The organism is Gemmatimonadota bacterium, from assembly GCA_016719105.1.
Taxonomy (GTDB): Bacteria; Gemmatimonadota; Gemmatimonadetes; order Gemmatimonadales; family Gemmatimonadaceae; genus SCN-70-22.
Window position 1 is genome coordinate 26,113 of sequence record JADKAQ010000004.1, and the last position, 24,184, is coordinate 50,296.

General features: G+C 68.8%; 13 protein-coding genes. 5 read left to right on the top strand and 8 right to left on the bottom strand.

Features of this window, described 5'->3' with window-relative positions; genetic code table 11:
• Positions 1–50: 50 nt before the first annotated feature.
• The 3 genes from IPN47_08280 to IPN47_08290 are packed head-to-tail and all read left to right on the top strand — an operon-like array spanning position 51 to position 8,676.
• Positions 51–2,135, top strand: coding sequence for a hypothetical protein (locus IPN47_08280; protein MBK9408029.1), 2,085 nt, complete (start codon positions 51–53; stop codon positions 2,133–2,135).
• On the top strand, positions 2,135–6,475 hold the full coding sequence (locus IPN47_08285) for a hypothetical protein (GenBank protein MBK9408030.1): 4,341 nt from the start codon (positions 2,135–2,137) through the stop codon (positions 6,473–6,475). The genes IPN47_08280 and IPN47_08285 overlap by 1 nt, the downstream gene beginning before the upstream one ends.
• Entirely contained in the window at positions 6,475–8,676 is a 2,202-nt protein-coding gene (locus IPN47_08290; protein ID MBK9408031.1) for a hypothetical protein, read from the top strand. Before IPN47_08285 ends, IPN47_08290 begins: the two co-directional genes overlap by 1 nt.
• Positions 8,677–8,742: 66 nt before the next feature.
• Here IPN47_08290 and IPN47_08295 read toward each other — a convergent pair whose 3' ends face one another.
• The 7 genes from IPN47_08295 to IPN47_08325 all read right to left on the bottom strand — a co-directional run bounded on the left by IPN47_08295 (position 8,743) and on the right by IPN47_08325 (position 16,544).
• A complete protein-coding gene (locus tag IPN47_08295) occupies positions 8,743–10,560 on the bottom strand; it encodes an ATP-binding protein (protein MBK9408032.1) in 1,818 nt (605 codons plus the stop codon).
• Positions 10,561–10,567: 7 nt separating this feature from the next.
• A complete protein-coding gene (locus IPN47_08300) occupies positions 10,568–11,452 on the bottom strand; it encodes a hypothetical protein (GenBank protein ID MBK9408033.1) in 885 nt (294 codons plus the stop codon).
• 15 nt (positions 11,453–11,467) lie between these two features.
• A complete protein-coding gene (locus tag IPN47_08305) occupies positions 11,468–12,316 on the bottom strand; it encodes an ABC transporter ATP-binding protein (protein MBK9408034.1) in 849 nt (282 codons plus the stop codon).
• Positions 12,309–13,121 carry an ABC transporter permease subunit gene (locus IPN47_08310; protein MBK9408035.1) on the bottom strand — a complete coding sequence of 271 codons (813 nt, stop codon included), beginning with the start codon at positions 13,119–13,121 and terminating at the stop codon, positions 12,309–12,311. Before IPN47_08310 ends, IPN47_08305 begins: the two co-directional genes overlap by 8 nt.
• A gap of 3 nt (positions 13,122–13,124) precedes the next feature.
• On the bottom strand, positions 13,125–14,858 hold the full coding sequence (locus IPN47_08315) for an OmpA family protein (protein ID MBK9408036.1): 1,734 nt from the start codon (positions 14,856–14,858) through the stop codon (positions 13,125–13,127).
• A gap of 105 nt (positions 14,859–14,963) precedes the next feature.
• Positions 14,964–15,713, bottom strand: a complete 750-nt coding sequence (locus IPN47_08320) for a PspA/IM30 family protein (GenBank protein ID MBK9408037.1) — start codon at positions 15,711–15,713, stop codon at positions 14,964–14,966.
• A gap of 6 nt (positions 15,714–15,719) precedes the next feature.
• A complete protein-coding gene (locus IPN47_08325; protein ID MBK9408038.1) occupies positions 15,720–16,544 on the bottom strand; it encodes a VWA domain-containing protein in 825 nt (274 codons plus the stop codon).
• Positions 16,545–16,837: 293 nt separating this feature from the next.
• On the opposite strand from IPN47_08325, the gene IPN47_08330 reads away from it, so the two are divergent.
• Positions 16,838–20,359: a PD40 domain-containing protein gene (locus tag IPN47_08330; GenBank protein MBK9408039.1), complete on the top strand. Its 3,522-nt coding sequence runs from the start codon at positions 16,838–16,840 to the stop codon at positions 20,357–20,359.
• A 248-nt stretch (positions 20,360–20,607) separates the two neighbouring features.
• Positions 20,608–22,230: an ABC-F family ATP-binding cassette domain-containing protein gene (locus IPN47_08335; GenBank protein ID MBK9408040.1), complete on the top strand. Its 1,623-nt coding sequence runs from the start codon at positions 20,608–20,610 to the stop codon at positions 22,228–22,230.
• Positions 22,231–22,238: 8 nt separating this feature from the next.
• On the opposite strand, the gene IPN47_08340 is transcribed toward IPN47_08335, so the two are convergent.
• Positions 22,239–24,026, bottom strand: a complete 1,788-nt coding sequence (locus IPN47_08340; protein MBK9408041.1) for a stage II sporulation protein M — start codon at positions 24,024–24,026, stop codon at positions 22,239–22,241.
• Positions 24,027–24,184: the final 158 nt, after the last annotated feature.

The window sequence follows — 24,184 nt, forward strand, 5'->3', positions numbered from 1 at the left end:
TCGCACGACGCCTTCGGTACGGCGCACTGCTCACGGTCTGCACAATGACCGTGAGCATTCTTGCCGTGTTCCCGTCGAGGCTGGCGGCGCAGATCTCCCCGGGGGCGCTGGCCAAGCCGCACGCCACGCTCGAGGGGGCAGCCAACTGCGCCAAGTGCCATGGGCTCAAGGGCTCCAACTCGCCGATGACGCAGCTCTGCCTGCAGTGCCACAAGGAGATCGGGTGGCTCGTGCAGCAGAAGCGCGGGCTTCACGCGCGCGAGGCGCGCGTGGGGAAGAAGGAATGCGCGTCGTGCCACCCCGACCACGCGGGCGCCGACTTCAAGATGGTGGAGTGGGTCGAAGGGGCGCCGAACAAGTTCGACCACCGCAAGGCGGGGTGGGCGCTCGATGGCGCGCACCTGGAGACCAAGTGCGAGACGTGCCACGCCACCAAGTACCGCGTGGGGCAGGCGGCGACGCTCTCGACGCGCAAGTCGAACGCGGGGTGGGTGGGGCTGGAGCAGAACTGCATCTCCTGCCATAAGACCGACGACGTGCACGACGGTGAACTGGCTGCCACATGCGAGTCGTGCCACGACACCAAGGCGTGGGACAAGGCGCCCAAGTTCGACCACGACAAGGCCGACTACCAGCTCGACGGTGAGCACGTCGACGTGGCGTGCAACAAGTGCCACCTGACGCCGCGCCTCAAGACGAAGGCGAACGAGAAGGGGGAGCGCATCCCGCTCTTCAAGCCGGTGCCGTACAAGGAGTGCTCGAGCTGCCATGAGGACCCGCACAAGGGGCGCCTCTCGACCAAGTGCAGCGAGTGTCACTCCACCAAGGGGTTCGACGTCATCGACAAGCGCGAGTTCAACCACGCGCTCACGCGCTACCCGCTCAAGGGCGACCACGCGGCCGTCCCGTGCGCCGATTGCCACGGCAAGGACATGTCGCGGAAGAACGTCCCCTACGCCACCTGCGCCTCCTGTCACGCCGACTCGCACAACGGCGAGGGGACGTTAGGCGGCAAGGCGACGGACTGCGCCTCCTGCCACAAGGTCGAGGGCTTTGCACCGGCGACCTACACGGTGGCGCAGCATCGCCAGACGTCGTACGCGCTCGAGGGGAAGCACCAAGTCGTGAAGTGCGCCGCCTGCCACACGGCGCGCACGGTGTCACCGACAACGGCTTCGGCCCCCGCCGCGGCGACCACCTCGCTGGCGCGCAGCCCCAAGGTCGTGCGCCTGCGCATGGCGTCGGCCAAGTGCGCGGACTGTCACGAGGACGTGCACGGCGTGGCCAACGTCGCGAGTGTCCCGTCCTCCACCTGCGAGACGTGCCACGCGGTGGCCGGCTTTGCGCCGAGTACCTACAGCCGCGAGGCGCACGCCACGCTGCGCCTGGCGCTGGAGGGAAAGCACGCCACCATCACCTGTGCGGCGTGCCATGGGGCGACGCGCCCGGGGCTCCCGGCATGGCCCGCGGCGACGCTGGCCTCGTTAGGGAAGGGGAAGGTCAAGCTGGCCGGTGTCGATCCGTCGTGCGTCTCGTGCCACGTGGATCCGCACGGCGGGCGATACAGCAAGGCGGGGGGCGCCGCCGGCGACGGCACGTGCCGCAGCTGCCATGGCGCCGACAGCTTCCGGCCGTCGCGCGTGGACGTGTCGACGCATGCGACGTACGCGCTCGCGCTCGAGGGGGCGCACCGCGCCGTCCCCTGCCTGGCCTGCCACGCCGAGATGACGCCGAAGCCGGGCAAGGGGGCGACGTCGACGCTGGTCGCCGCGGCCAACTCTGCGGCGATGCGCGCCGCCGGGGCGTCGCTCCCGTTCACCACGACGAACCGCGTCTGCGCCACCTGTCACGAGACACCGCACGGGACGCAGTTCGCCAGCCGCAAGGGGGGCGACGACTGTGCCTCGTGCCACGGCGTGGAGGGATTCGTCCCGGCCCCGCGGTTCGACCACGAGAAGTCGGCGTTCTCGCTCAAGGGGGCGCACGCGACGGTGGCGTGCGAAGGGTGCCACAAGCGGGAGCCGGTCGTCGGCGCCCCGGCAGGAACAACGCGCGTGACCTATCGCCCGCTGTCATCGGCGTGCGAGAGCTGTCACACCACGCGTCCACGTGAACGACAGGCACGGAACCGCTGATGCGCCGACTGACCTTCCTCCTCGGCCTGGTCCTGGGGCTCTTGCCGGTGGCGCTGCACGCACAGCGCACGGACAACCCGCATGGACTCTCGGTGCAGGGGACGTGCAGTGCCTGCCACAAGGCCGAGGGGTGGAAGCCCGCGGTGATCGCGCCGGGCTTCGAACACGCGCCCAAGACGTTCCCGCTCGAAGGGGCACACACCAAGGCGACCTGCAAGTCGTGCCACGTGTCGCTCGACTTCTCGGAGGCCCCGGCCACGTGCGCCTCGTGCCACCAGGACGTGCACAAGGGCGAGTTCGGGACACAATGCGCGCGGTGCCACACCGCGCGGACGTTCAACGACCGCGCGCAGATGGCGCAGGTGCACCAGACGGGGCGCTTCCCGCTGCGCGGGGGGCACGCGACCGTGTCGTGCGAGTCCTGCCACACGCCGGCCCGGAACGGGCAGCTGCAATTCGTCAATCGTCCGGCGACGTGCATCGGATGCCATGCCGCCACGATGCGGGCCGTCAAGTCGCCCGACCACCAGGCGGCGGCGTTCTCCCAGAACTGCTCGTCCTGCCACACGCTCATCTCGTGGGACAACGCGACCTTCGACCACTCCAAGACGCGCTTCCCGCTGACGCTCGGGCATGCGGGGCGCACTTGCGCCTCGTGTCACGCCGACAAGGTGTACCACGACAAGCCGATGGCGTGCGTGTCGTGCCACACGAAGGACTATCAGCGCGCGCTCAACCCGCCGCACTCCAGTGGCTTCCCCACGCTCTGCGCCGACTGCCACACGACGGCCGAGTGGAAGGGGGCCAAGTTCGATCACGACCTGACACAGTTCCCGCTGCTGGGGGCGCACAAGGCGACCACGTGCGCCGAGTGCCACGCCGACAAGGTGTTCAAGGGGAAGCCGACCAGCTGCATCAGCTGCCACCAGTCCGACTTCCAGGAGACGACGACCCCCAAGCATCCGGCCGCAGGCTTCAGTGAGTCCTGCCTGACGTGCCATACGATGGCGGGCTGGAAGGGGGCGAAGTTCGACCACAACACCACGCGCTTCGCGCTGGCGGGGAAGCACGCGACGGCCGTGTGCCAGTCGTGCCACGCCGACTTTGTCTACAAGGGGAAGTCGCAGGCGTGCGTGTCGTGCCATCGTCCGGCCTACGACGCCACGAGTGCCCCGCCGCACGCGGCGGCCGGCTTCACCACGCTCTGCGAGTCGTGCCACAAGAACGCGGTGGCGTGGCTGGGGGCGCCGTTCGACCACAACAAGACGCGCTTCGCCCTCACCGGGGGACACAAGGCGGCCACCTGCCTCGATTGCCACAACGACAAGGTCTACGTCGGCAAGTCGATGGCCTGCGCTTCGTGTCACCAGGCGAAGTACGACGCGACGACCAACCCGCCGCACCTCAAGACCGGCTTCTCGAAGACGTGCTCCAACTGCCACGGGACGCAGCAGTGGGCGGGGGCGGCCTTCGACCACACGACGACCGGCTTCCAGCTGACCAACGGGCATTCCAACCGCGTGTGCAGTGATTGCCACTCGGATGGCGTTTTCAAGGGTCGCTCGAAGCAGTGCGTGTCGTGCCACCAGACCGACTTCAGCGCAACGACGACGCCGCCGCATGCCGCCTCGGGCTTCCCGAGCACCTGCGAGACGTGCCACTCGACCATCAAGTGGACCGGCGGCGTGTTCAACCACAGCACCACGCGCTTCCCGCTCACGGGCAAGCATATCGTCGCCACCTGCAACAACTGCCACTCGGACGGCGTGTACAAGGGGAAGCCGACGACGTGCCTGTCGTGCCACCAGTCGGACTTCACGCAGTCGAAGAATCCGCCGCACGCGTCGTCGGGCTTTCCCGGAACGTGCGAGACGTGCCACACGACGTCGACGTGGCTCGGTGCGGCGTTCGACCACAATGCGACCGCGTTTGCCCTGACCGGGGCGCACAAGACCGCGATCTGCGCCGATTGCCATCGCAATGGCGTCTTCAAGGGGACGCCGACCACCTGCGTCGGGTGCCACCAGCCCGACTACGGCGGCTCGAAGAACCCGCCGCATGCGGCGTCCGGTTTCACCACCGTCTGCGCGAGCTGTCACACAACGGCCACCTGGACCGGCGGCAAGTTCGACCACAACACCACCAGCTTCCCGATCAACGGCGGCCACCTGACGGCCAGCTGCAATGATTGCCACGCCGACGGGGTCTACAACGGGAAGCCGACCACGTGCGTCTCGTGCCACCTGGCCGACTACAACGGCGCCCTGACCCCGCCGCACAAGAGCGCGGGGCTCCCGACGACGTGCCAGACGTGTCACAACAACGTGTCGTGGAAGGGGGGCGCCTTCGATCACAGCAAGACGCTCTTCCCGCTCACGGGGGCGCACCTGGCCACCACGTGCGCAGGCTGTCACGCCGACAACGTCTTCAAGGGGAAGCCGACCGCGTGCGCGTCGTGTCACCAGACGGACTTCAACGCGGCGACCAACCCGCACCACGCCGCCGCCGGCTTCACCACGCTGTGCGCGTCGTGCCATACCACGGTGCAGTGGCCCGGCGCGCCGTACAATCACAACACGCAGACGTCGTTCCCGCTGGCCGGCAAGCACCTGGCGGCCAAGTGCATCGACTGCCACGCGGACAAGGTCTACAACAACAAGCCCACGACCTGCGTCTCGTGCCACCAGACCGACTACAACAACACGACCAACCCGAAGCACTCGACCTCAGGGTTCGGGACGACGTGCCAGACGTGTCACACCAACGCCAACACCTGGCTGGGCGCGGTCTTCAACCATAACAACACCCTCTTCCCGCTCACCGGGTCGCACCTGACGGCCACCTGTCTCGACTGCCACTCCGATGGCGTGTACAAGGGGAAGCCGACGGCGTGCGCCTCGTGTCACCAGTCGGAGTACAACACCGCGACCAACCCGCACCACGCGGCCGCCGGCTTCAACACGCTGTGCGCCTCGTGCCATACCACGACGCAGTGGCCCGGGGCGCCGTACAATCACAGCGCGACGTCGTTCCCGCTGGCGGGCAAGCACCTGGCGGCCAAGTGCATCGACTGCCACGCGGACAAGGTCTACAACAACAAGCCAACGACGTGCGTGTCGTGCCACCAGACGGACTACAACAACACGACCAACCCGAAGCACTCGACCTCAGGGTTCGGGACGACGTGTCAGACGTGCCACACCAACGCCAACAGCTGGCTGGGCGCCGTCTTCAACCACAACAACACGCTCTTCCCGCTCACCGGGTCGCACCTGACGGCCACCTGTCTCGATTGCCACTCCGACGGCGTGTACAAGGGGAAGCCGACGGCGTGCGCCTCGTGTCACCAGTCGGAGTACAACACCGCGACCAACCCGCACCACGCGGCCGCCGGCTTCAACACGCTGTGCGCGTCGTGCCACACCACCACGCAGTGGCCTGGCGCGCCGTACAACCACAGCGCGACGTCGTTCCCGCTGGCCGGCAAGCACCTGGCGGCCAAGTGCATCGACTGCCACAGCGACAAGGTCTACAACAACAAGCCGACGACGTGCGTGTCGTGTCACCAGACCGACTACAACAACACGACCAACCCGAAGCACTCGACCTCAGGGTTCGGGACGACCTGTCAGACGTGTCACACCAACGCCAACAGCTGGCTGGGCGCGGTCTTCAACCATAACAACACGCTCTTCCCGCTCACCGGCGCGCACCTGACGGCGACCTGCCTCGACTGCCACTCCGACGGCGTGTACAAGGGGAAGCCGACGGCGTGTGCGTCGTGCCACCAGGCGGTGTACAACAACAGCACGAACCCGCATCACGCGGCGGCGGGCTTCACCACCCTGTGCGCCACCTGCCACACCACCACGCAGTGGCCTGGCGCGCCGTACAATCACACCACGCAGACGTCGTTCCCGCTGAGCGGCAAGCACCTCACGGCGCGCTGCATCGACTGCCACGCGGACCGGGTCTACAACAACAAGCCCACGACCTGCGTGTCGTGTCACCAGACTGACTACAACAACACCACCAACCCCAAGCACTCCACCGCGGGCTTCCCCACCACCTGCCAGACGTGCCACACCGGCTACAACACGTGGCTGGGGGCGACGTTCAACCACGACGGGCCGTACTTCCCGATCTACAGCGGGAATCACCGCGGTGAATGGAACACCTGCGCTGATTGCCACCAGCAGCCGTCGAACTACAAGCAGTTCGAGTGCATCCTGTGCCACGAACACAGCAACAAGACCAAGGTCGACGCCGACCACAGGGGCGAGAACGGCTACCAGTACAACAGTGCGAAGTGCTACTCCTGCCACCCGCGGGGGAATTGATGCTTGAGCGCTGGCGCGCCTGCGGACGTGGATGGCGCGGCGGGGTGCTGGCGCTCGGCGTCGCGCTCGCGCCGGTGCCTGCCCTCGCGCAGGCGGGGAGCAAGGCGCCACCGCCCCCTCCCGCACCCACGGTGTTCGCGCGCAAGCCGGAGCCGCGGCGCGCGCTGGCGCTGTCGTCGCGCGCCGAGTGGATCGCGCCGGTGGTGCGAAGGCTCGCGGTGCGACCCATGGCGCGCTCGGTGGCGCCCGCTCGGCGCCTGGCCGCGGTGAACCTCAAGGGATCGGCGCGCCCGGCCAGGCCGACATCGCCGCCGGCATTGGCGGCAGCGCCTGTCACGGCCGCCAAGGTCGACCAGGGTGCGGCCCCCGTGGCCGTGCCGGCTCGCTCGGCATCGTCGACGCCTAACGCTGCGCTGGCCGCGGCACCGGTCGCGGCGCCGACAACGCCGCCGGCCGCGGCGCCTAACGCTGCGCCGACTACGCCGCCGACCGCGGCGCCGAAGGCTTCGACGGCTGCAGTGACGCCGCCACGCGCCGCGCCCGCGACCGCCAGCAGCACGAACACGAGTGCGCCCGCGCGCCCCGCCGCCAGCGCAGTGCCGCGCGCCACCGCCAGCGCTCCGCCGCGCACCGTCGCCGCGAGCACGCCGAATCCCTCCGCCGCGCAGGAGCGCGCCGGGTGGGCCAACGTCACATACATCAGCGGCCCCTCGGTCTACCTCGACGCCGGCACGCGCGCCGGGCTCAAGGAAGGGAGCCGCCTCGAGGTCTTCCGCGGCAACCGGGTCATCGCCGAACTGCTGGTGGCCTACGTGTCGTCGACGCGGTCGTCGTGTTCGGTGACGACGTCGACGCTCCCGATCGAGGTGGGCGACTCGGCGCGCTTCACCCCCGTGCGCGCCGTGATGGCCCAGGTCGAGCGGGCGATGCCCACGACCGACAGCGCCCGCGCCCGCACGGCGTCACGCCCCGCCTCACGCCCCATCCGTGGTCGCTTCGGCGTGCGCTACCTCGTGATGCAGCAGGATGGAGGCGGGGTCTCTTCCACGCTCACGCAGCCGGCGTTCGACATCCGGCTGGACGGCCATCACATCAACGGCACGCCCTTCGGCCTCATGGTCGACGTGCGCGCGTATCGGCAGAACTACTCCCGTACCTCAGGGACGTCGCTGAGCAACTCCACGCGCGCCTACCAGACGGCGCTCCTGTGGAACCCGGTGAATTCCGGGACGCGCATGGCGCTCGGGCGGCAGTTCTCGGGCGCCCTCTCGCCGGTCGGGCTCTTCGATGGCCTCTCGATCGACCACGATCGCCGGCATTTCAGCGTTGGGGGATTCTCGGGGAGCCAGCCCGACCCGCGCTCGTTCGGCTATTCCGGCGACGTGCGCGAGCACGGGGCCTACGTGCAATGGCACAACGCCCCCAACGTCTCCAACGCGACGGCAGCGACCGGGACGTGGGCGATGACCGCAGGCGGGATCGGCTCGTACTCCGGCGGGAAGATCGACCGCGAGTTCGGCTACCTGCAGGGGACGTTCAACAACCGCTACTTCTCGCTGTACACCGCGCAGGAGATCGACGTCAACCGCGGGTGGAAGTCGGACGTCGAGTCGGCAGGGGCAACGCCGACGTCGACCTTCGCCATGGTGCGCATCTCCCCCAACGACGCCTTCACGCTGTTCGGTGGCTACGACAACCGGCGCTCGGTGCGCCTGTATCGCGACTTCCTGAACCCCGAGATCGCCTTCGACGATACGTTCCGGCAGGGGACGTGGGGAGGCGCCTCGCTCTACGTGCTGGGCCACCTGCGCCTCAATGCCGACATGCGCACGAGCCGCGGGGGGACGGCGGGGACCGCCGACTCGTACACGGGATCGGTGCACGTCACGCGCATCTCGCCGTTGCAGCTGGGGGCGCAGCTCCGCACCACGCGCTACACCGGCGTCTTCTCCTCGGGCGACCTGAGCGCGGCGTCGATCGAGATGCGCCCCATCGGATCGCTGCGCGTCGAGGTGAACGGCGGGCGGCGCACCGACACGCGCGCCAACACCGAACTCTCCAACAGCAGCACGACCTGGTGGGGGGCCGACGCCGACGTCGGCATCGGACGCTCCCTCTACCTCATGGCGTCGACCTACCGCGAGACCGGCGGCTTCCAGCGCAACATGCAGACGATGTTAGCGCTGACCTACCGGTTCTAGTCCGGGCCCGGCACGCGCCACTCCCGTGGCGCGCGGATCCTCGCGCGTGTGCGCCGCGCGCCCCGGCTACGAGAAGCGCAGGCTCGCCTTGATGCTCGCCATCTCCGACTGCAGCGCGGCCCGGTCGGCGCCGCGCAACGCCGCGGGGAGGAAGGCGGTGTCGGTGCACTCCAAAATCGCCGCCGCCACCTGCAACCGCTTCTCCAGCGACTGCGCCGACGGGATGAAGTCGGCGAGCGCCGCCTCCAGCCGCTGCCGCGAGATCGCCGTGTCGCCAGCGATCCCCGCCTGACGAGCGGCGCGCGTGATGACCCCCTCGATGTCGGCACCCGAGAGCTGCCCAACATGCGGAATCGCCAGCTCCGCCGACGTCGCATCGTCCTCCAGCGGCACGCCGATCTTCTTCGCCATCACCTTGAGCATCAGCCGCAACTCGTCGGCGCTGTCGGGATAGAAGAGCGGGATGTGCACCTCGGCGCGCCCCTGGCGCTTGAGGTCGATCGGGAGCAGGTCGGGGCGCGCGGTCATGAGGACCCAGACGATCTGCCCGCGATAGGCGGTGTTCCCCATCTGGTGCGCGATCATCCCGAAGACGCGGCTCGAGACGCCGCCGTCCCCCTCCGACTCGCGATCGCCGAGCATCGCGTCGGCCTCGTCGATGATGACCATCACCGGCCCCATGGCGCGCAGCACCGACAACACGTGCTCGAGGTTGGCCTCGGTCTCGCCCACGTACTTGGAGCGGAAGTTCTTGAGCGTCACGCACGGCATCCCCATCTCGCCGGCGGCGGCCATCACGAGGAAGGTCTTCCCCGTTCCCACCGGTCCGCAGATGAGGTAGCCCATCGGGGCGAGTGCGCGGCGACCAGCACGCAGCAGCTTGGCGTCCTCGCGCAGCGTGCGCTTGGCGGCGTCGAGCCCCACCACGTCATCCAGGGTGAACTTGGGCTCCACGAACTCCAGCAACCCGTGGCACTGCCGTTCGATCAGCGTCTTCTTGAGCTTCTTGAAGGCGGCCTGGTCGAGCCGCGCCTGGCCATCGAGCGCGGCACGCAGCGGCGGCGCCAGGTCGTTGAGCGCGAGCCCCGCGGTTTCCCGTGCGTAGTCAGCGGCGCTCAGTCCATCCTCGAAGACCCGGGTGCGATCGCCGACGAGCGCCGAGATGTAGCGCGTGCGATCGTCGAGCGAGGGGAGCGGGACGTCGAGGGTGACGACGTGCGGGTTCTGCGAGATGCGCCCCTGCAGGTTGGCGCGCCGCTCCTCGATGAGGACGCAGGCGAAGTCGATGCGCCGCACGCTGGCCGCCGCCGCCCAGTTGAGCGCTGTCACCGCCGCCGACGAGGCGCTGAGCGAGAGCGAGCCGGGTTCGGCCGAGGGGAAGGCAAACGAGGCGTGGTCGATGACGAGGGCGACCTTGCGCCGAGCGTCGGCTGGGGAGTGCAGCTGCTGGATGAGGAAACGATCGAGCGCCGCAAAGACGGCCTGCGGCTCCACCACGCGCGACTTGTCGAGGTTGGTCCCGAAGATTTCGGCGGTGCGCGGCGACATCTCGCGCAGCCGCTGCGGGTCGCGACCGGCAAACGGGCGAATGCCGCGACCGACGTCGTAGTGCAGGACGATGTCCCAGCTCCCGAACAGCTGCTCGGCGAGGAAGGTCGCCGCGGGGCCGTAGGCGGGAGCGTCGCCGCCGTCGAGCCGCACGTCGTCGAACGTGTTGCCGTGCAGCACGAAGACCGAGGCGCTCCCGGCGAAGTAGGCCCCCGCCAGCTGCCTGGCCCAGCCCGGGTACCACTCGGGGATGGCAGGGGTGACGGCGGCGGTGCGGCTCGCGTCGCCCGGGGTGGCGCCGCTGGTGCTGGCGGTCGTATCGGCTGGTTGGGTCATCGCGTGGTCAGCGCTGGCGCTCGGTGGCGACGCGCGCGCTCCCCAGGATGGGGGGCGCCTCGGCGGAGGCGAGTTCGAGGTCCTCGAGGGAGATCATCTGCGAGGCCACGTCCTGCGACAGCTGCAACGTCTCGGTGAAGGCGGTGACTTGCGCGCTCAGGTCGCCGGGGTCCTGGCTGGTGATCGCGCTCTCGGCCAGGGCGTGCACCTTGCCCTCGATGCGCGTGAGCTCGAGCTCCACGAACTCGGCGTCCTTCTCGCCCTTGTCCAGGTTCGTGATGCGCGTGTCGAGGTCGCGGACGGTGTCGCGGAGCGACGAGACGACGCGCGCGTCGCCTCCGGGCTGCGTCGCCGCCTTCTCGGCCTCGGCGAGGCGCGCCCCCAGCTCGTCGCGTTGCTGCTGCAGCTCGTACTTGTTGCTGTGCGAGAGGAACTGCTCCAGCGAGCGGCGGGCGACGAGCAGGCGCAGGTAGAAGAAGAGGAGCTTGTTGAGCGCCGCCTCGCGCGCGCTATCGTCGGCCGGACGCCCGGCGCGCACCGTGCGCGCGAGCCGGCGCATGTCCTCGCAGCGGGTGACGACCTTCTCGAAGCGTTGCCGGTCGCCGAGGCTCAGGCGATTGCGCAGCTGCGTGAAGAGGTCCACCGCCGTCTCGGCGTTGGCCTCGCGTGCGACGGCGGCGTCCTGCGCGTCCACGTAGTCGCGGAAGCGCGGGCGGCTCACCATGCCGAGCAGGTACGCCCCTTCCAGCCCGACGACGATGGGGAGGAGCGCGTCGGGGAACGGCGACAGCGCGGCGAAGGCCGCGGCGATGCCGAGCAGCCCGATGTTCCAGCGCTGCCCGAAGGCGCGGGCCACGTACTTGAGGAATCCGCCGCGCGTGGGTTCAGCCATGGTGGGAGAGAGTGGTCACGTACCGGCGCGATTGGACATCTCGAGTCCTTCGACGATGTCGCGCACCTCGAAGACGATGTCGAGGAACTCCGGCTCCCGCTGCATCACGCGCGCGGGGCGCACCGGGGCGGGAACGTGCATTTCCTTGAGGATCGTGCCGGGGGCGTTGGAGAAGATGAAGATCCGGTCGCCGACGTAGACGGCCTCCTCGATGGAGTGCGTCACGAGGAAGACCGTCGCTTGCACCTCGCGGGAGAGGGCGACGAGCTGGTCCTGCATGGCGTAGCGCGTCTTGGGGTCGAGCGCGCCGAACGGCTCGTCCATCAGGATGACGCGCGGCTTGAGGATGAGGGTGCGCGCGAGGGCCACGCGCTGCCGCATCCCGCCGGAGAGTTCGTGCGGATACTTGGTGGCGTCGCGCTTGACGTCGAGCCCGACCTTCTCGATCCAGCCGCGGGCCATGTCGAGCCGCTCGGCGCTCCCCATGCCGCGGCACTCGAGGCCGAAGGCGATGTTCTCCTCGACCGTGCGGTTGTCGAACGACGTGTAGTCCTGGAAGACGAAGCCGCGGTCGGCCCCCGGCTCGGAGACGGCGCGTCCCATGACCTCCACCGTGCCGCTGGTGGCGGGGTGCTGGGGGGAAAGTCCGGCGATGAGGCGCAGCACGGTCGACTTGCCGCACCCCGAGGGGCCGAGGATCCCGACGATCTCCATGTGCCCCGGGACGTCGTCGACGCGGAAGGTGACGTCCTTGATGGCGGTGTGGCCGGTGTCGTAGGTCTTGGTGACCTGCTTGAACTCGACCACCGGCGGGGTCGCGGTCGGCGTGGGTGCAGCTGGCGGCGTCGCGGGGCTGCTAGTCATGGCCCTGGCGGTACGGGAAGAAGCCGCGCTGGAAGAACTTGAAGAGCGCGTCGATGCCGAAGGCCAGCGCCGAGATCACGAAGAGCGTCCCCACGAGGTGCTCGGGCATCCCGCGTCGCTGGCTCTGCAGCATGATGTAGCCGAGCCCGGCCCGCGCGTCGACCACCTCGGCCAGCATGATGTAGCCGAAGGCGATGCCGAACATCGTCCGGATGATCGAATAGATGTCGGGGAGGGCGAGGGCGATGAGCACCTTGGTCATCACGTGCGACGACGTGGCGCCTAACGTGCGGGCGGTGTCGACGTAGCGGTCCTCGACGCTGGCGATGGCGCGCGCCGTGTCATGGAAGACGAACGGCGCCGTGGCGAGGAAGATGAACATGATCTTCTGCAGCTCGCCGATGCCGAACATCTGGAGCGACAGCGGGAGGAGTGCGGCGACCGGGATCGTGCGCCCGAAGAGCGAGATGGGCTGCGCGGCGGCGCCGAAGATGCGGAACGAGCCGGCCAGGATCCCCAGCGGGATGGCCACCAGGAGGGCGAGGCCGAAGCCGAGGAAGACGCGGTTGAGCGAGGCGGCGATGCCGCCGATGAGGTTGCGCTCGCTCACCAACGAGGGAAAGCCGCGCAGCACCTCACCCGGGCTGGGGAAGACCGAGGGCGAGATGACGCGCGCCTCGGGGGTGGCGCCGCTGGTGAGGACGAACCAGATGAAGAAGACGATCAGGATCGCGAATCCCCCCGCCGCCTGACGTACCGGCAGCGAGGGGACCGCGCGAAGGGCGAAGAGCGGGGAAGGCCCCATCGCCTACTTCTGCTCCAGCGGGTACACCTTGACCTCCACGCGCCGGTTGCGGGCGTGGTTGTTGGGGTCGGCGGCATCGGCGGGTCGATCCCACCCGATCCCGGCGGTGGCAAACTGGTTGGGGTCGAGCGTGCTGAACTTGCGCACGATCGCCTCCTTCACCGCGTTGGCACGGCGCAGCGACAGCTCCTGCACATCGGCGGCCGTCACCACCCCCGAGCTACGCATGGAGCCGTCGGTGTGCCCCTCGATGACGATGCGGGCCGCGCCATACTGCCCGGCCAGGCGCCCCACTTCCTCGACGACGTTGTTCACGTTGGGATCGTACAACTCATCCGCCGTCTTCCCGTTCACGCTCTTCGACACCTTCTTGAACAGCGAGTCGGAGTTGGGGAAGAACTGGATCACCACCGCCTTGGTGAGGATCTCGTCGCTCTCGGCCTGCACCGACATCGCCGTCGTCGGGACAAACTGGATGGCGTACTCGTTCTTCTGTCCGGCGTACTTGGGGTCCTTCGCCAGCTTGAGCAGCGGGGTGCCGTCGAAGAGGTCGTCCCACGCCACCGCGTCGCCCGACAGCGCCCCTACCTTGCGATAGAGGAAGTACGCCGTCTCGAAGGTGCGCTGGAAGTTGGCCGGGTTGTTGGCGTTGAGGAAGAAGTCGCGGTTTTCGGCAACATTCGTGTTGTGCGCGTCGGCCAGCATCGCCAGCGCGTCGGCCTCGGGGAGCGAGTAGCCCTTGGCCATGAGCTTGGCCGCCTCGGCCTTCCCGCTCTCGGTCCCCAGCTGGATCATCGCGTCGAAGATCCCGCGCATCAGCCCTTCGGCCACGTACGGGTGATCCTTGGCGACGTCGGCGCGCAGGAACCAGGTGTCGGCAATCAGCTTGTTGGCCGTCTGCGTGTTGACCAGCATCTTGTTGCCGGCCGCCTTGGCCAGGTTGTAGATGTCGGGCGACCACGACACGGCGCAGGCGATGCGCTTGTCGGCATTGAAGGCCGCGGCCGCCTGGAAGGCGTCGGCGGTGAACTTCCACTCCACGTCACCCGGCTGCAGCCCGCCGGAGATGATCGTGTTGAGGGCGAAGTAGTGCGACGGCGAGTTCTGCGCGAGCACGATCGTCTTTCCCTTGATGTCGCGCACCGTCTTGATCGCCTCGCGGCAGACGATGCCGTCACCGCCGAACGAGTAGTCGATCTGCTGGTACACGCGCGGCATCGTGCGCGAATCGCGCTTGAGCTGCTCGAGGAAGAGCGGGAGCATGTCGACCGTGGCCCAGCCGACGTGCACCTTGCCGGCGGCGTAGGCGTCACGCATGGCGACGGGGTCGTCGATGAGCGTGAGCTTGACCTTGAACGTCTTCCCGTTCGGCCCCGTCCACACCTTCCCCGGCTCGAAGCCGTTGTTGGCGAGGATGATCGGCGCCCACCCGGCCCACACGTTGAGCGAGAAGACGATCGTGTTGTCGACCAGCGGCTCGTAGTTGGAGACGCCCTTCACCTCGGGCATCCGGCCGGCTTCCTGGAACTTGAGCTTGTCGTATTCCTTGTACGTCGTGAGCGACGCGTCGTCAGGCGCCTCGACCCCCTTGCCCAGGTCGCCCGGGTTGATCGTGACCTGGTCGCCGAGTCCCGCCTTGTCCTTGAAGCGCATCACCCCATAGCCGATCAGGCCGGCGATGAGGGCGAACATGACGAGGTAAAACGCCGGCTTCGGGCCGCCACTGTTGTTGGTCATCGAGAAATCCTCTGAACGGACGGAGTGCTATCGAGGGGATGCGGTGCGCCACTCGCGCGCGCCACCGGCGATCCCACGGCCGGGGCGCGACGCGGCAGCTGCAATCTACTGTGTCTGCGAGGGGCCCAGCGTCTTCTGCGGCGCGGCTTGCGGCGCCGACTCGGCGTTCACCAACCCCATCTCCACTTCGAACTGCCGCAGCAGGTTCTCGCCCATCGCCGCCTCGGCCGCCTGCTGTGCCTTGATCTCCTCCACGCCGCGCGACGACATGTCGGCCGCCACGCGCGCCTCGCCGCGGTGCTTGGCGATCTGCTCCTGCATCAACTCGGTCGCCTGCCCCACCTTGGTGCTGAAGTTGGGGAGCGCCGACTCCGACACCGCCTCGGCGACGCGGGCAATCTCCGCCTCGGCCTTGGCCATCTCCAGCTCGGCCTTGAGCTTCTGCGCCTTCTGGCGCAGCGCGACGATGTCCTTCTGCCCCTGCTGCAGCTTGAGGAGGTTGTTGTTGTAGGCCTCCGTGTGCAACACGAGCTGCTGCTCGTTGTTGGCCAAGTCGTTCTTGACCTGCTGCAGCTGCACCGCCAGCTGCCCGGCCATTTCGCGGTTGCCCGCCTGCAGGTGGGCGCGGATCTGCCCCTCGAGCCGCTGCACGTTCTGCTTCTCGGCGGCCACCTGCATGCTCACGCGCTCCACCAGCCCGCGGTAGCGCTCGAGCCCCTGCCGCGCCACCTGGATCTGCTCCGTCGCCCGGTCCACCTCCAGCTGCAAGATGGCGTGTGGATCCGCCTCCCACAGGGCGTTGGCGATCTTGTTGAAGAAGGCACCGATGGCGGTGAAGAACTTGCCGATGATCATGGGGCGTTACCGTTTGGGGGAAGTCGTCGGGGCGGCCCCCGGGCGAGTGCTGCTGTCGGCGCTGCTCGCGGGGAGCGTCTCGCCGGCGTCGACCGCCTCGGCGAGGATGCGGCCGCGGTAGAGCGTGTCGAGTCCGGCGCGCAACGCTACCGCGTCGCGCGCCTCGATCACCGTCCCGCGCACCGCCGGGACGAAAGCGAACTTCTCGGCATCCACGTCAAAGGCCACCAGGAAGAGACGAACGGCGCCCTCGCTGCGTCGCGCGATCTCGCGCGCCACCTCGCCCGGGTCGCGGCCCGCGGTGTTCTCGCCGTCGGTTACTACGAGGAGATACTTCCGAATGGTTCCAGCGCGGTACAGGTCCGCCGTCGCACGCTCCATCGCCCGGCCGATCGCGGTGTTGCCATCGGGAACCGGCAGCTGCGCCAGCGCGCGCTCGAGCCCCGCGCGATCGTACGGGGCGATGGGCAGGACCGTCAGCACATCGCTATCAAAGGTGTAGAGTCCCACGTTGACCGTGAAGCCCGGCTGCCGCGCCACGAACGAGTCGGTCTGCGCCAGCACCTTGGTCAGCGCCTCGCGCGCCAGCAGGTACTTCGGACGCTTTCCCCCGCTGGCCGGTGGGTCCTCCATCGAGCCCGACTGGTCGAGCAGGATCGCGACCGAGGCGCCGAGCCCCTCCTGGACCTGCGCGGCATAGCGCGCGGTGTCGGTCGGGAGCGCCGAATCCACACGCTCGGCCTCTCGGCTCCCCCGGTTGCGGCGCGCCAGGACGGCGACCACCACGAGGACGACGACGATGCGGACGAGCCGATTTCTGCCTGGAGCCATCGAACGCGCCTTGGGGGAACGGGTCGGGGCTCATTCTATGGAATAAGCGCCGGGGAGTCTACCGGCACCGACCCGGGGATAACGGGGAGCGGGGGAGGGGGAGGGGAGGCCCCGGTCTCGCGCGAGGCGCCACGGGGAGTCCATACCGGACCGGCAGGGGGCTGGGGCGGACGACGAGACGGCGGTCGCTGGCACAATCGGCCTCCGGGCCCGTATGCTTGTGTGTTCTGCACGCCTGGCTCAGCCCGGCGACCGGCGCGACGCCCACCCGCGAGAGCTCGATGAACCCACGCATGGTCCTGTCCCTCGCCGCGCTCGCCGCGGCGGCTCCTTCCGCCGCCCTGCTCGCGCAGGGTGGTCCCCCCGGTGGCGCACCAGGTGGTGCGGCGGCGGTGACGCTGCCGCTCAAGACGGCGCGCACGCACACCTTCACCACGACGAAGGGGACCTGGCTCTCCCTCGACGTCTCCCCCGATGGGCAGCAGATCGTCTTCGACCTGTTAGGCGACCTGTACACCCTCCCCATCGCCGGCGGCAAGGCCACGCGCCTGACGAGCGGGATGGCCTACGACGCGCAGCCGCGTTACTCCCCCGACGGCAAGAAGGTGGTCTTCGTCTCCGACAAGAGCGGTGGCGAGAACCTCTGGATCGTCTCGCTCGACGGGAAGGACACGACGCAGCTCACGCAGGGGAACAACTCCCAGTACGTCTCCCCTGAGTGGGCCCCCGATGGCAAGTACATCGTGGCGTCCAAGTCGGGGTCGCTCTTCGGGACGGCCAAGCTGTGGACGTTCAACGTCGACGGCGGGAGCGGGCTCGCGCTCACCACCACGCCGGCCGCGCCGCCGCAGCTCAAGATGCTCGGCGCCGCCTTCGGCAAGGATCCGCGCTACATGTGGTTCGCGGTCCGCGCCGGCGACTGGCAGTACAACGCGTTAGGCCCCCAGTACCAGCTGTACACCTGGGACAAGGAGACCGGGCGCACCTCGCAGATGTCGACGCGTTTCGGCTCGGCCTTCCGGCCGGCGCTGTCGCCCGACGGGAAGTACCTGGTCTACGCCACGCGCTTCGAGACCAAGACGGGGCTGCGCATCCGCAACCTGGAGACGCAGCAGGAAGACTGGCTCGCCTTCCCGGTGCAGCGCGACGAGACCGAGTCGCGTGCTCCGATGGATGCGTACCCGGGCTACTCGTTCACCCCGGACTCCAAGGCGATCGTCGTGTCGTACGGCGGCGAGATCTGGCGCGTCCCGGTCGACAAGACGGCGCCGACCAAGATCCCGTTCGAGGCCGAGGTCAAGCTCGAGATGGGCCCCGAAGTCGCCTTCAAGTGGCGCGTCGACACTGCCGCGGCGATGACGGCCAAGCAGATTCGCGACATCTCCCCCTCGCCCGACGGGAAGAAGCTCGCCTTCTCGGCACTCGCCAAGGTCTACGTGGTCGACCTGCCGAGTGGAACGCCGCAGCGCGTGAGCAAGTCGGAGCTGGGCGAGTACGGCCCGGTCTGGTCGCCCGACGGCAAGTCGCTGGCGTGGGCCACCTGGCACGACGCGCAGGGCGGCTCGATCGTGCGCGCGACCAACGATCCCAAGAAGGGGTGGACGACGACGACGCTGGTGAACGGCGCGTTGTACGCCGACCTGTCCTGGTCGCCTAACGGTGATCGCATCGTCGCCACGCGTGCGGCGCAGCGCGAGATGCAGGAAGCCGGTGCGGCCTTCTTTGGCCCGGCGGCGGCGGAGTTCGTCTGGGTGCCGTCCACCGGTGGTGCCGCGACGGCGATCATGCCGACGGGTGGGATGGGGAACGCGCACTTCACGAGCAACCCCGACCGCATCTTTGCCTACAGCGGACGTGACGGACTCGTGTCGTTCCGCTGGGACGGGACTGACATGAAGTCGCACCTCAAGGTCACCGGCCCGATGCCGCCGGCGATGGGGATTCCGGCAACGCTCGACGCGGGGCTGGAGGCGAAGGAGTCGCGCCAGTGGATCGGCGGCCGGGCCTCGCGCCCGACGACGGGGATTCGCGCCTCGGTGTGGGGCGACGATCACGACCTCGAACCGGCCCCTCCGGGCCCGCCCCCGGCCGGGTTGGTGATCATGGCCCCCAAGGGCGACCAGGCGCTGGCGATGGTGGGGATGGATTTCTACGTCGTCACGATCCCGACGATCGGGAGCGCGGCGCCGTCGGTGTCGGTTGCGGCCCCGGCCATGGCGTCGGTTCCGGTCAGGAAGCTCAACGAGATCGGTGGTGAGTTCCCGGCGTGGAGCGCCGACGGCCGCAAGGTGATGTGGGCGTTAGGCAACGCGCTGTGGACGTACGACCTCGACCGCGCCAAGGTCGTCGAGGATTCGCTCAAGGCCGATGCGCGGATCAAGGCGCGCCTGCGCGCCGACACCACCAAGAAGGACTCGATCGCCCGGGCCGATTCGATCGCCAAGGCCGATACGTCCAAGAAGAACGCTCCCAAGCCGGGCTACAAGCCTGACGAGATCCGCATCGCGGTCGGTGCCACGCGCGACACGCCGCGCGGCGTCGTCGTCCTCCGCGGGGCCAAGGCGATCACGATGAAGGGGAAGGAGATCATCGAGAACGCCGACATCCTCGTGCGCGACAACCGCATCGTGGCGATCGGCGCGCGTGGCAGCGTGCAGATCCCCGCCGGGACGAAGGAGATCGATGTAGCGGGGAAGGTGATCATGCCGGGGATGGTGGACACCCACTATCACCCGCAGTGGCTCACCCCGCAGGTGCACAACACGCAGACCTGGCAGTACCTGGCGACGCTGGCCTACGGGACGACGACGACGCGCGACCCGCAGACGGCGACGACCGACTTCATGTCGTACGGAGACCGTGTGTCGACGGGCGAGATGATCGGCCCCCGCATCTACACCACCGGCCCTGGCGTGTTTGCCGGCGAGCCGGTGCGCGACTACGAGCATGCCAAGCAGATCATGTCGCGCTACGCCAAGTACTACGACACCAAGACGCTCAAGATGTACATGAGCGGCAACCGCCAGCAGCGGCAGTGGCTCATCATGGCCGCGAAGGAACTCGGCATCATGCCGACGACCGAGGGCGGGTTGGACCAGAAGCTGAACATGACGCACGCGATCGACGGCTACCCCGGCATCGAGCACACGCTGCCGATCACGCCGAAGTACAACGACGTGTTCGAGTGGTACAAGGCGACGCAGGTGACCAACTCGCCGACGCTGATCGTGGAGTACGGCGGTCCGTTCGGCGAAGGGTGGTTCTACCAGAGCGAGGACCTGCTCGGCGACAAGAAGCTCCGCTACTTCACGCATCCGGTCGACGTCGACACCAAGATCCGCCGTCGTGGCGCGGGCAATGCCCCTGGCCCTGCCGGCTTCGCGGTGAAGGAAGAGTACGCGATGTGGCAGCACGCCGAGGACGTCGCCAAGACGGTCGCGGCGGGTGGTCGCATCGGCGTCGGGTCGCACGGCCAGCTGCAAGGGCTGGGGATGCACTGGGAGCTCTGGCTCCTGCAGAGCGGCGGGCTGCCGACGCACGACGCGCTGCGCTCGGCGACGATCGTCGGTGCCGAGGCGATCGGCCTGGCCGACGACATCGGCTCGCTCGAAGCCGGCAAGCTGGCCGACTTCCTCGTGCTCGACAAGGATCCGCTGCAGAACATCCGGAACTCCAACACCATCAGCATGGTGATGATGAACGGACGTCTCTACGACGCGAACAACCTGGATGAAGTCTATCCGCGTCAGCGCAAGCTGCCGGCGCAGCCCTGGGCGTACGCAACGCCCAAGGCGGCGGCGGGGATCATGCCGTAGCTGTTACACGTTGCAGGGAGTGCAAGCGGCGCCGAGAGGCGCCGCTTGTCATTCCTGGGCTTGATCGCAGCAACGGCGACCGAAAACAACAAAAGCTCGACACGGAGGTTCACGGAGGCTACACGGGGGACACGGAGGTAACTGCGTTTGAGGGAACTCCCCCGTGCCCTCCGTGAACCCCCCGTGAACCCCCGTGTCATGCTTTTGACCTTCCTGCACCAGCACACAGAAGCCCGCATATTCAACGCGTGCCACAGCTCCGCATCGCCACCGACGCGCTCACCTACACGCTCCCGACCGGGCGCGAGTTGTTCTCCGACCTCACGCTGGGATTCGGCGAGGAACGCGTCGCGCTCGTCGGGCGCAACGGGACGGGGAAGAGCACGCTCGCGCGCGTTCTGGCGGGCGAGTTGGAGCCCACCAGCGGTGCGATCGTCAGGCAGGGACGCGTCGCCTACCTCGCACAGGCCGCCGCGCGGCACGACGAGGGGCGCGTCGCGACGCTGCTCGGTATCGACGAGCCGCTGGCCGCGCTCGACCGGCTCCTGGCGGGGACGGGGACACCGCACGACGTCGAGCTCGTGGCGGACCGCTGGGACCTGCGCGAACGCGCCGCCCTCGCGTTAGGGCGCGTCGGGCTTGACTACCTCTCGCTCGACCGAGGGACCACCGGGTTGAGCGGCGGCGAGTTCACGCGCCTCGCGCTCGCCGGGCTCCTCCTGCGCGACCCCGACTACCTCATCCTCGACGAGCCCACCAACCACCTCGACGTCGCCAGCCGCAACGCACTGCTCGACGTGATCGCCGCGTGGGAACGTGGAGTGCTGGTGGTGTCGCACGATCGGGCCCTCCTGCGTCGCGTCGATCGCATCGTCGAACTGTCGCCTCGTGGTGCCCTGAACTACGGTGGCAACTACGATTTCTACCGACAGGCGCGCGCCGCCGAGGAGGAGGCGGCGATGCGCGAGCTGGACTCGGCGCGCGCCGAGCTCAAGCGGGTGGAGCGGCACGAGCGCGAGGTGCGCGAGCGTCAGGCCAGGCGTGAGGCGCGTGGAAAGCGCGATCGCGAGACGGCCAACCAGTCCAAGCTGCTCCTCAACCTCATGCGCGAGACGAGCCAGGCCACGTCGGGGCGGGTGGGGGCGCAGCAGGATCGTGTGCGCGAGGAAGGGCGCGCCCGCCTGGCCGCGGCCCGCGAACGGGTGGAAGAACGCGCCATGCTCACCTTCGCCCTCCCGCCGTCGGGATTGCACGCCCGTCGCCGCGTCCTCGACCTCGATGACGTCTCCTACGGCTACGCCGGGACACCGTCACCCATCATCCGCGCGCTCTCGCTGTCCATCGTTGGGCCGGAGCGCATCGCCATTCGCGGCCCCAACGGGTGCGGCAAGACGACGCTGCTTGCCCTCCTGGCGGGGACGCTGGCGCCGCAACTCGGGGAACGACGACTCGGCGTCGACGCGGGGGCGGTGGCCACACTCGATCAGCACGTGCGCTGGCCCGCCCCGGATCGCTCGCTGCTCGACAACGTTCTGCTGGCCAATGCGACGCTCGACCCGGCGCAGGCGCGGCAGCTCCTGGCCTCGTTCCTGTTTCGCGGCGACGCGGCGTTGCGCCCGGCGGCGGTCTTGAGCGGGGGCGAGGCGATCCGCGCCGCCCTGGCCTGCGCGCTCTCCTCCGAACACGCGCCGCAGCTCCTGCTCCTCGACGAGCCCACCAACCACCTCGACCTCGATTCAATGGAGGCGGTGGAGCGTGCGCTCCGCGCCTACGACGGTGCGCTGGTCGTCATCTCGCACGACGACGACTTCATCGCCGCCATCGGCACCACGCGCGTGCTCGAGCCCGACGGCTCGGGAGGGTGGGGATAGCGCCAGCGCTACGCGATGGCCGCGACTTCGTCGCGAAAGCGCGCGCCGTTGGCCAGGTAGAGCGTCAGGAGTACGGCGCTCGCCACGCTGACCGTGACCTTGATCCACGTCGCCGCCCCGCTCGTGGAGAGAAACCCCTCGATCGTCCCCGCCACGAGCAGGAGGACGATCGACGTCCCCACCAGGCGCATGGCGATGCGCGCGTTGAGCACCAGCGCATCGCGACGCGAGTACGGGCCCGGCCGCACGATCGCCAGTCCCAGCAGAAAGCCCGCAGCACCGGCGCACCAGATGGCGAACAGCTCCAGCACACCGTGCCCGGCGACGAAGGTCCACAGGTAGGCGAGCAGTCCCACGTTCTGGAAGTGCGCCGAGATGGCGCCGAGCAGCAACCCGTTGAAGGCCAGCGAGACCAGCGAGCCGACGCCAAGCACGACGCCGCCGGCGAAGCAGGCAAAGGCAACGCGCATGTTGTTGGTCATGATGTACGACGCGATCCCGGCGCGCGACTCGGCCTGTGCCTGTGCGTAGCCGCGACCGGCCGCCACCTCGCGCTTCCCCTCCTCGGCGCGCTCGAGCATCACCGCGGGAAGGACCTCCTCGGCCAGTGCGGGGCGTTCGCGCAGCGCCGCATAGCCGCCGAGGGCGGGGAGGGTGAAGGCGAGGAAGGCGATGAGCACGATGCGCCACGCCGAGACCACCGCGGCCGGGCACTCGACGGCGACGAAGCGCCACATGCGATGCCATGTCTTGCGGTCATCGCGATAGAGCAGGTTGTGGCCGGCGGCCACGAGTCGCTCCAGGCGCAGGCGCACGCGGGCGTCGGCGCCGTACGTGCGGGCACGCGCCAGATCGGCCGCCACTTCGCGATAGCGGGCGGCGAAATCGGGGAGTTCGTCGGCGCTCAGCGTGTCGAGGCCTTGTGACGTCGCGCGGCTGGCCATCGCGCCGAACGCATCCCAGCGGGCCCCCTTGCGGGCGACCACACGCTCCATCACCGCCGAAGCGCCGCGCGGCGCCTCGCCACCTGCTGTGGCACGTTGGGGAATACGCGCGGCAAAGCGCCCGCGCCGTCGAGCCGATTCGTCGCGCCATGCGGCGGTGACGAAGGCCACGTGGTCGGGGTCGCGGGTCGGGTACCGGTCGGCGATACGCGCCGCCAGCTGCGTGGCCAGGCGGGTGCGCACGACAGGTGGGAGCTGCGGCGCGCGTCCGACAAACTCGCGAAGGATGCGGAAGTCCTCGTCGGAGAGCTGCGGAGCCCCCGTCGCGACGGCGTCACCTTCGCCCTCGATCAGCGCCACCGGCGCGTCGGCGGGGCGGTCGCGCACCACCACCGTCCCCGCGACCAAGTCCCCGATGCGCTTCCCCTTGGGATGGAAGGCGATGAAGAGAATCCCCAGCAGGTACGGCGGCGGGAGGAGGTCGACGATGCGGAGCAGGTTGCGCGCCCCTGCTTCGCGCACGGTGATCGGGTGACCCGTGTCGCGAATGACGCGGAGCCCCATCCACTTCTTCCCCGGGGTCTGCCCGTCGCGAAAGCCCTCGAACAGGGTGAAGTAGCCCCAGACCACGACGAACTGCGCCAGCGGGATCCACGCTCCGACGACCACCTTGAAGGTCGAGTACAGCTTCATGGCGACGAGGAGATTGGCCGTCATGAGGGCGAAGACGATCAGCGTGTCGATGATCGCCGCCAACCCGCGGCTGCCCAGCCCCGCGATCTCGTAGTCGATGACGACGTGTTCCGGCGTCTCGACTTCGAGGTGCTGTCGAAAGTCGGCGGTGGCAGCCATGTCAGCAGCTCGCGCGCGAGAAAGGGAGTCGCCGGGCGCCACGGCGCCCTCAGGATCGTCGACTGCAACTTATGGCGAGGGGGGCCGCTTCCAAAGACGGCGCGCGCACGTGAGAATTGTGCAGGACGGGATGTCGTGGTGTGTGGGCTGACCCAGGT

Coding starts and splice junctions, on each gene's coding strand:
- IPN47_08310 (MBK9408035.1), bottom strand. CDS start 13,121: ATGGGGCCTTCCCCGCTCTTCGCCCTTCGCGCGGTCCCCTCGCTGCCG.
- IPN47_08330 (MBK9408039.1), top strand. CDS start 16,838: ATGGTCCTGTCCCTCGCCGCGCTCGCCGCGGCGGCTCCTTCCGCCGCC.
- IPN47_08305 (MBK9408034.1), bottom strand. CDS start 12,316: ATGACTAGCAGCCCCGCGACGCCGCCAGCTGCACCCACGCCGACCGCG.
- IPN47_08315 (MBK9408036.1), bottom strand. CDS start 14,858: ATGACCAACAACAGTGGCGGCCCGAAGCCGGCGTTTTACCTCGTCATG.
- IPN47_08325 (MBK9408038.1), bottom strand. CDS start 16,544: ATGGCTCCAGGCAGAAATCGGCTCGTCCGCATCGTCGTCGTCCTCGTG.
- IPN47_08290 (MBK9408031.1), top strand. CDS start 6,475: ATGCTTGAGCGCTGGCGCGCCTGCGGACGTGGATGGCGCGGCGGGGTG.
- IPN47_08285 (MBK9408030.1), top strand. CDS start 2,135: ATGCGCCGACTGACCTTCCTCCTCGGCCTGGTCCTGGGGCTCTTGCCG.
- IPN47_08300 (MBK9408033.1), bottom strand. CDS start 11,452: ATGGCTGAACCCACGCGCGGCGGATTCCTCAAGTACGTGGCCCGCGCC.
- IPN47_08340 (MBK9408041.1), bottom strand. CDS start 24,026: ATGGCTGCCACCGCCGACTTTCGACAGCACCTCGAAGTCGAGACGCCG.
- IPN47_08320 (MBK9408037.1), bottom strand. CDS start 15,713: ATGATCATCGGCAAGTTCTTCACCGCCATCGGTGCCTTCTTCAACAAG.
- IPN47_08295 (MBK9408032.1), bottom strand. CDS start 10,560: ATGACCCAACCAGCCGATACGACCGCCAGCACCAGCGGCGCCACCCCG.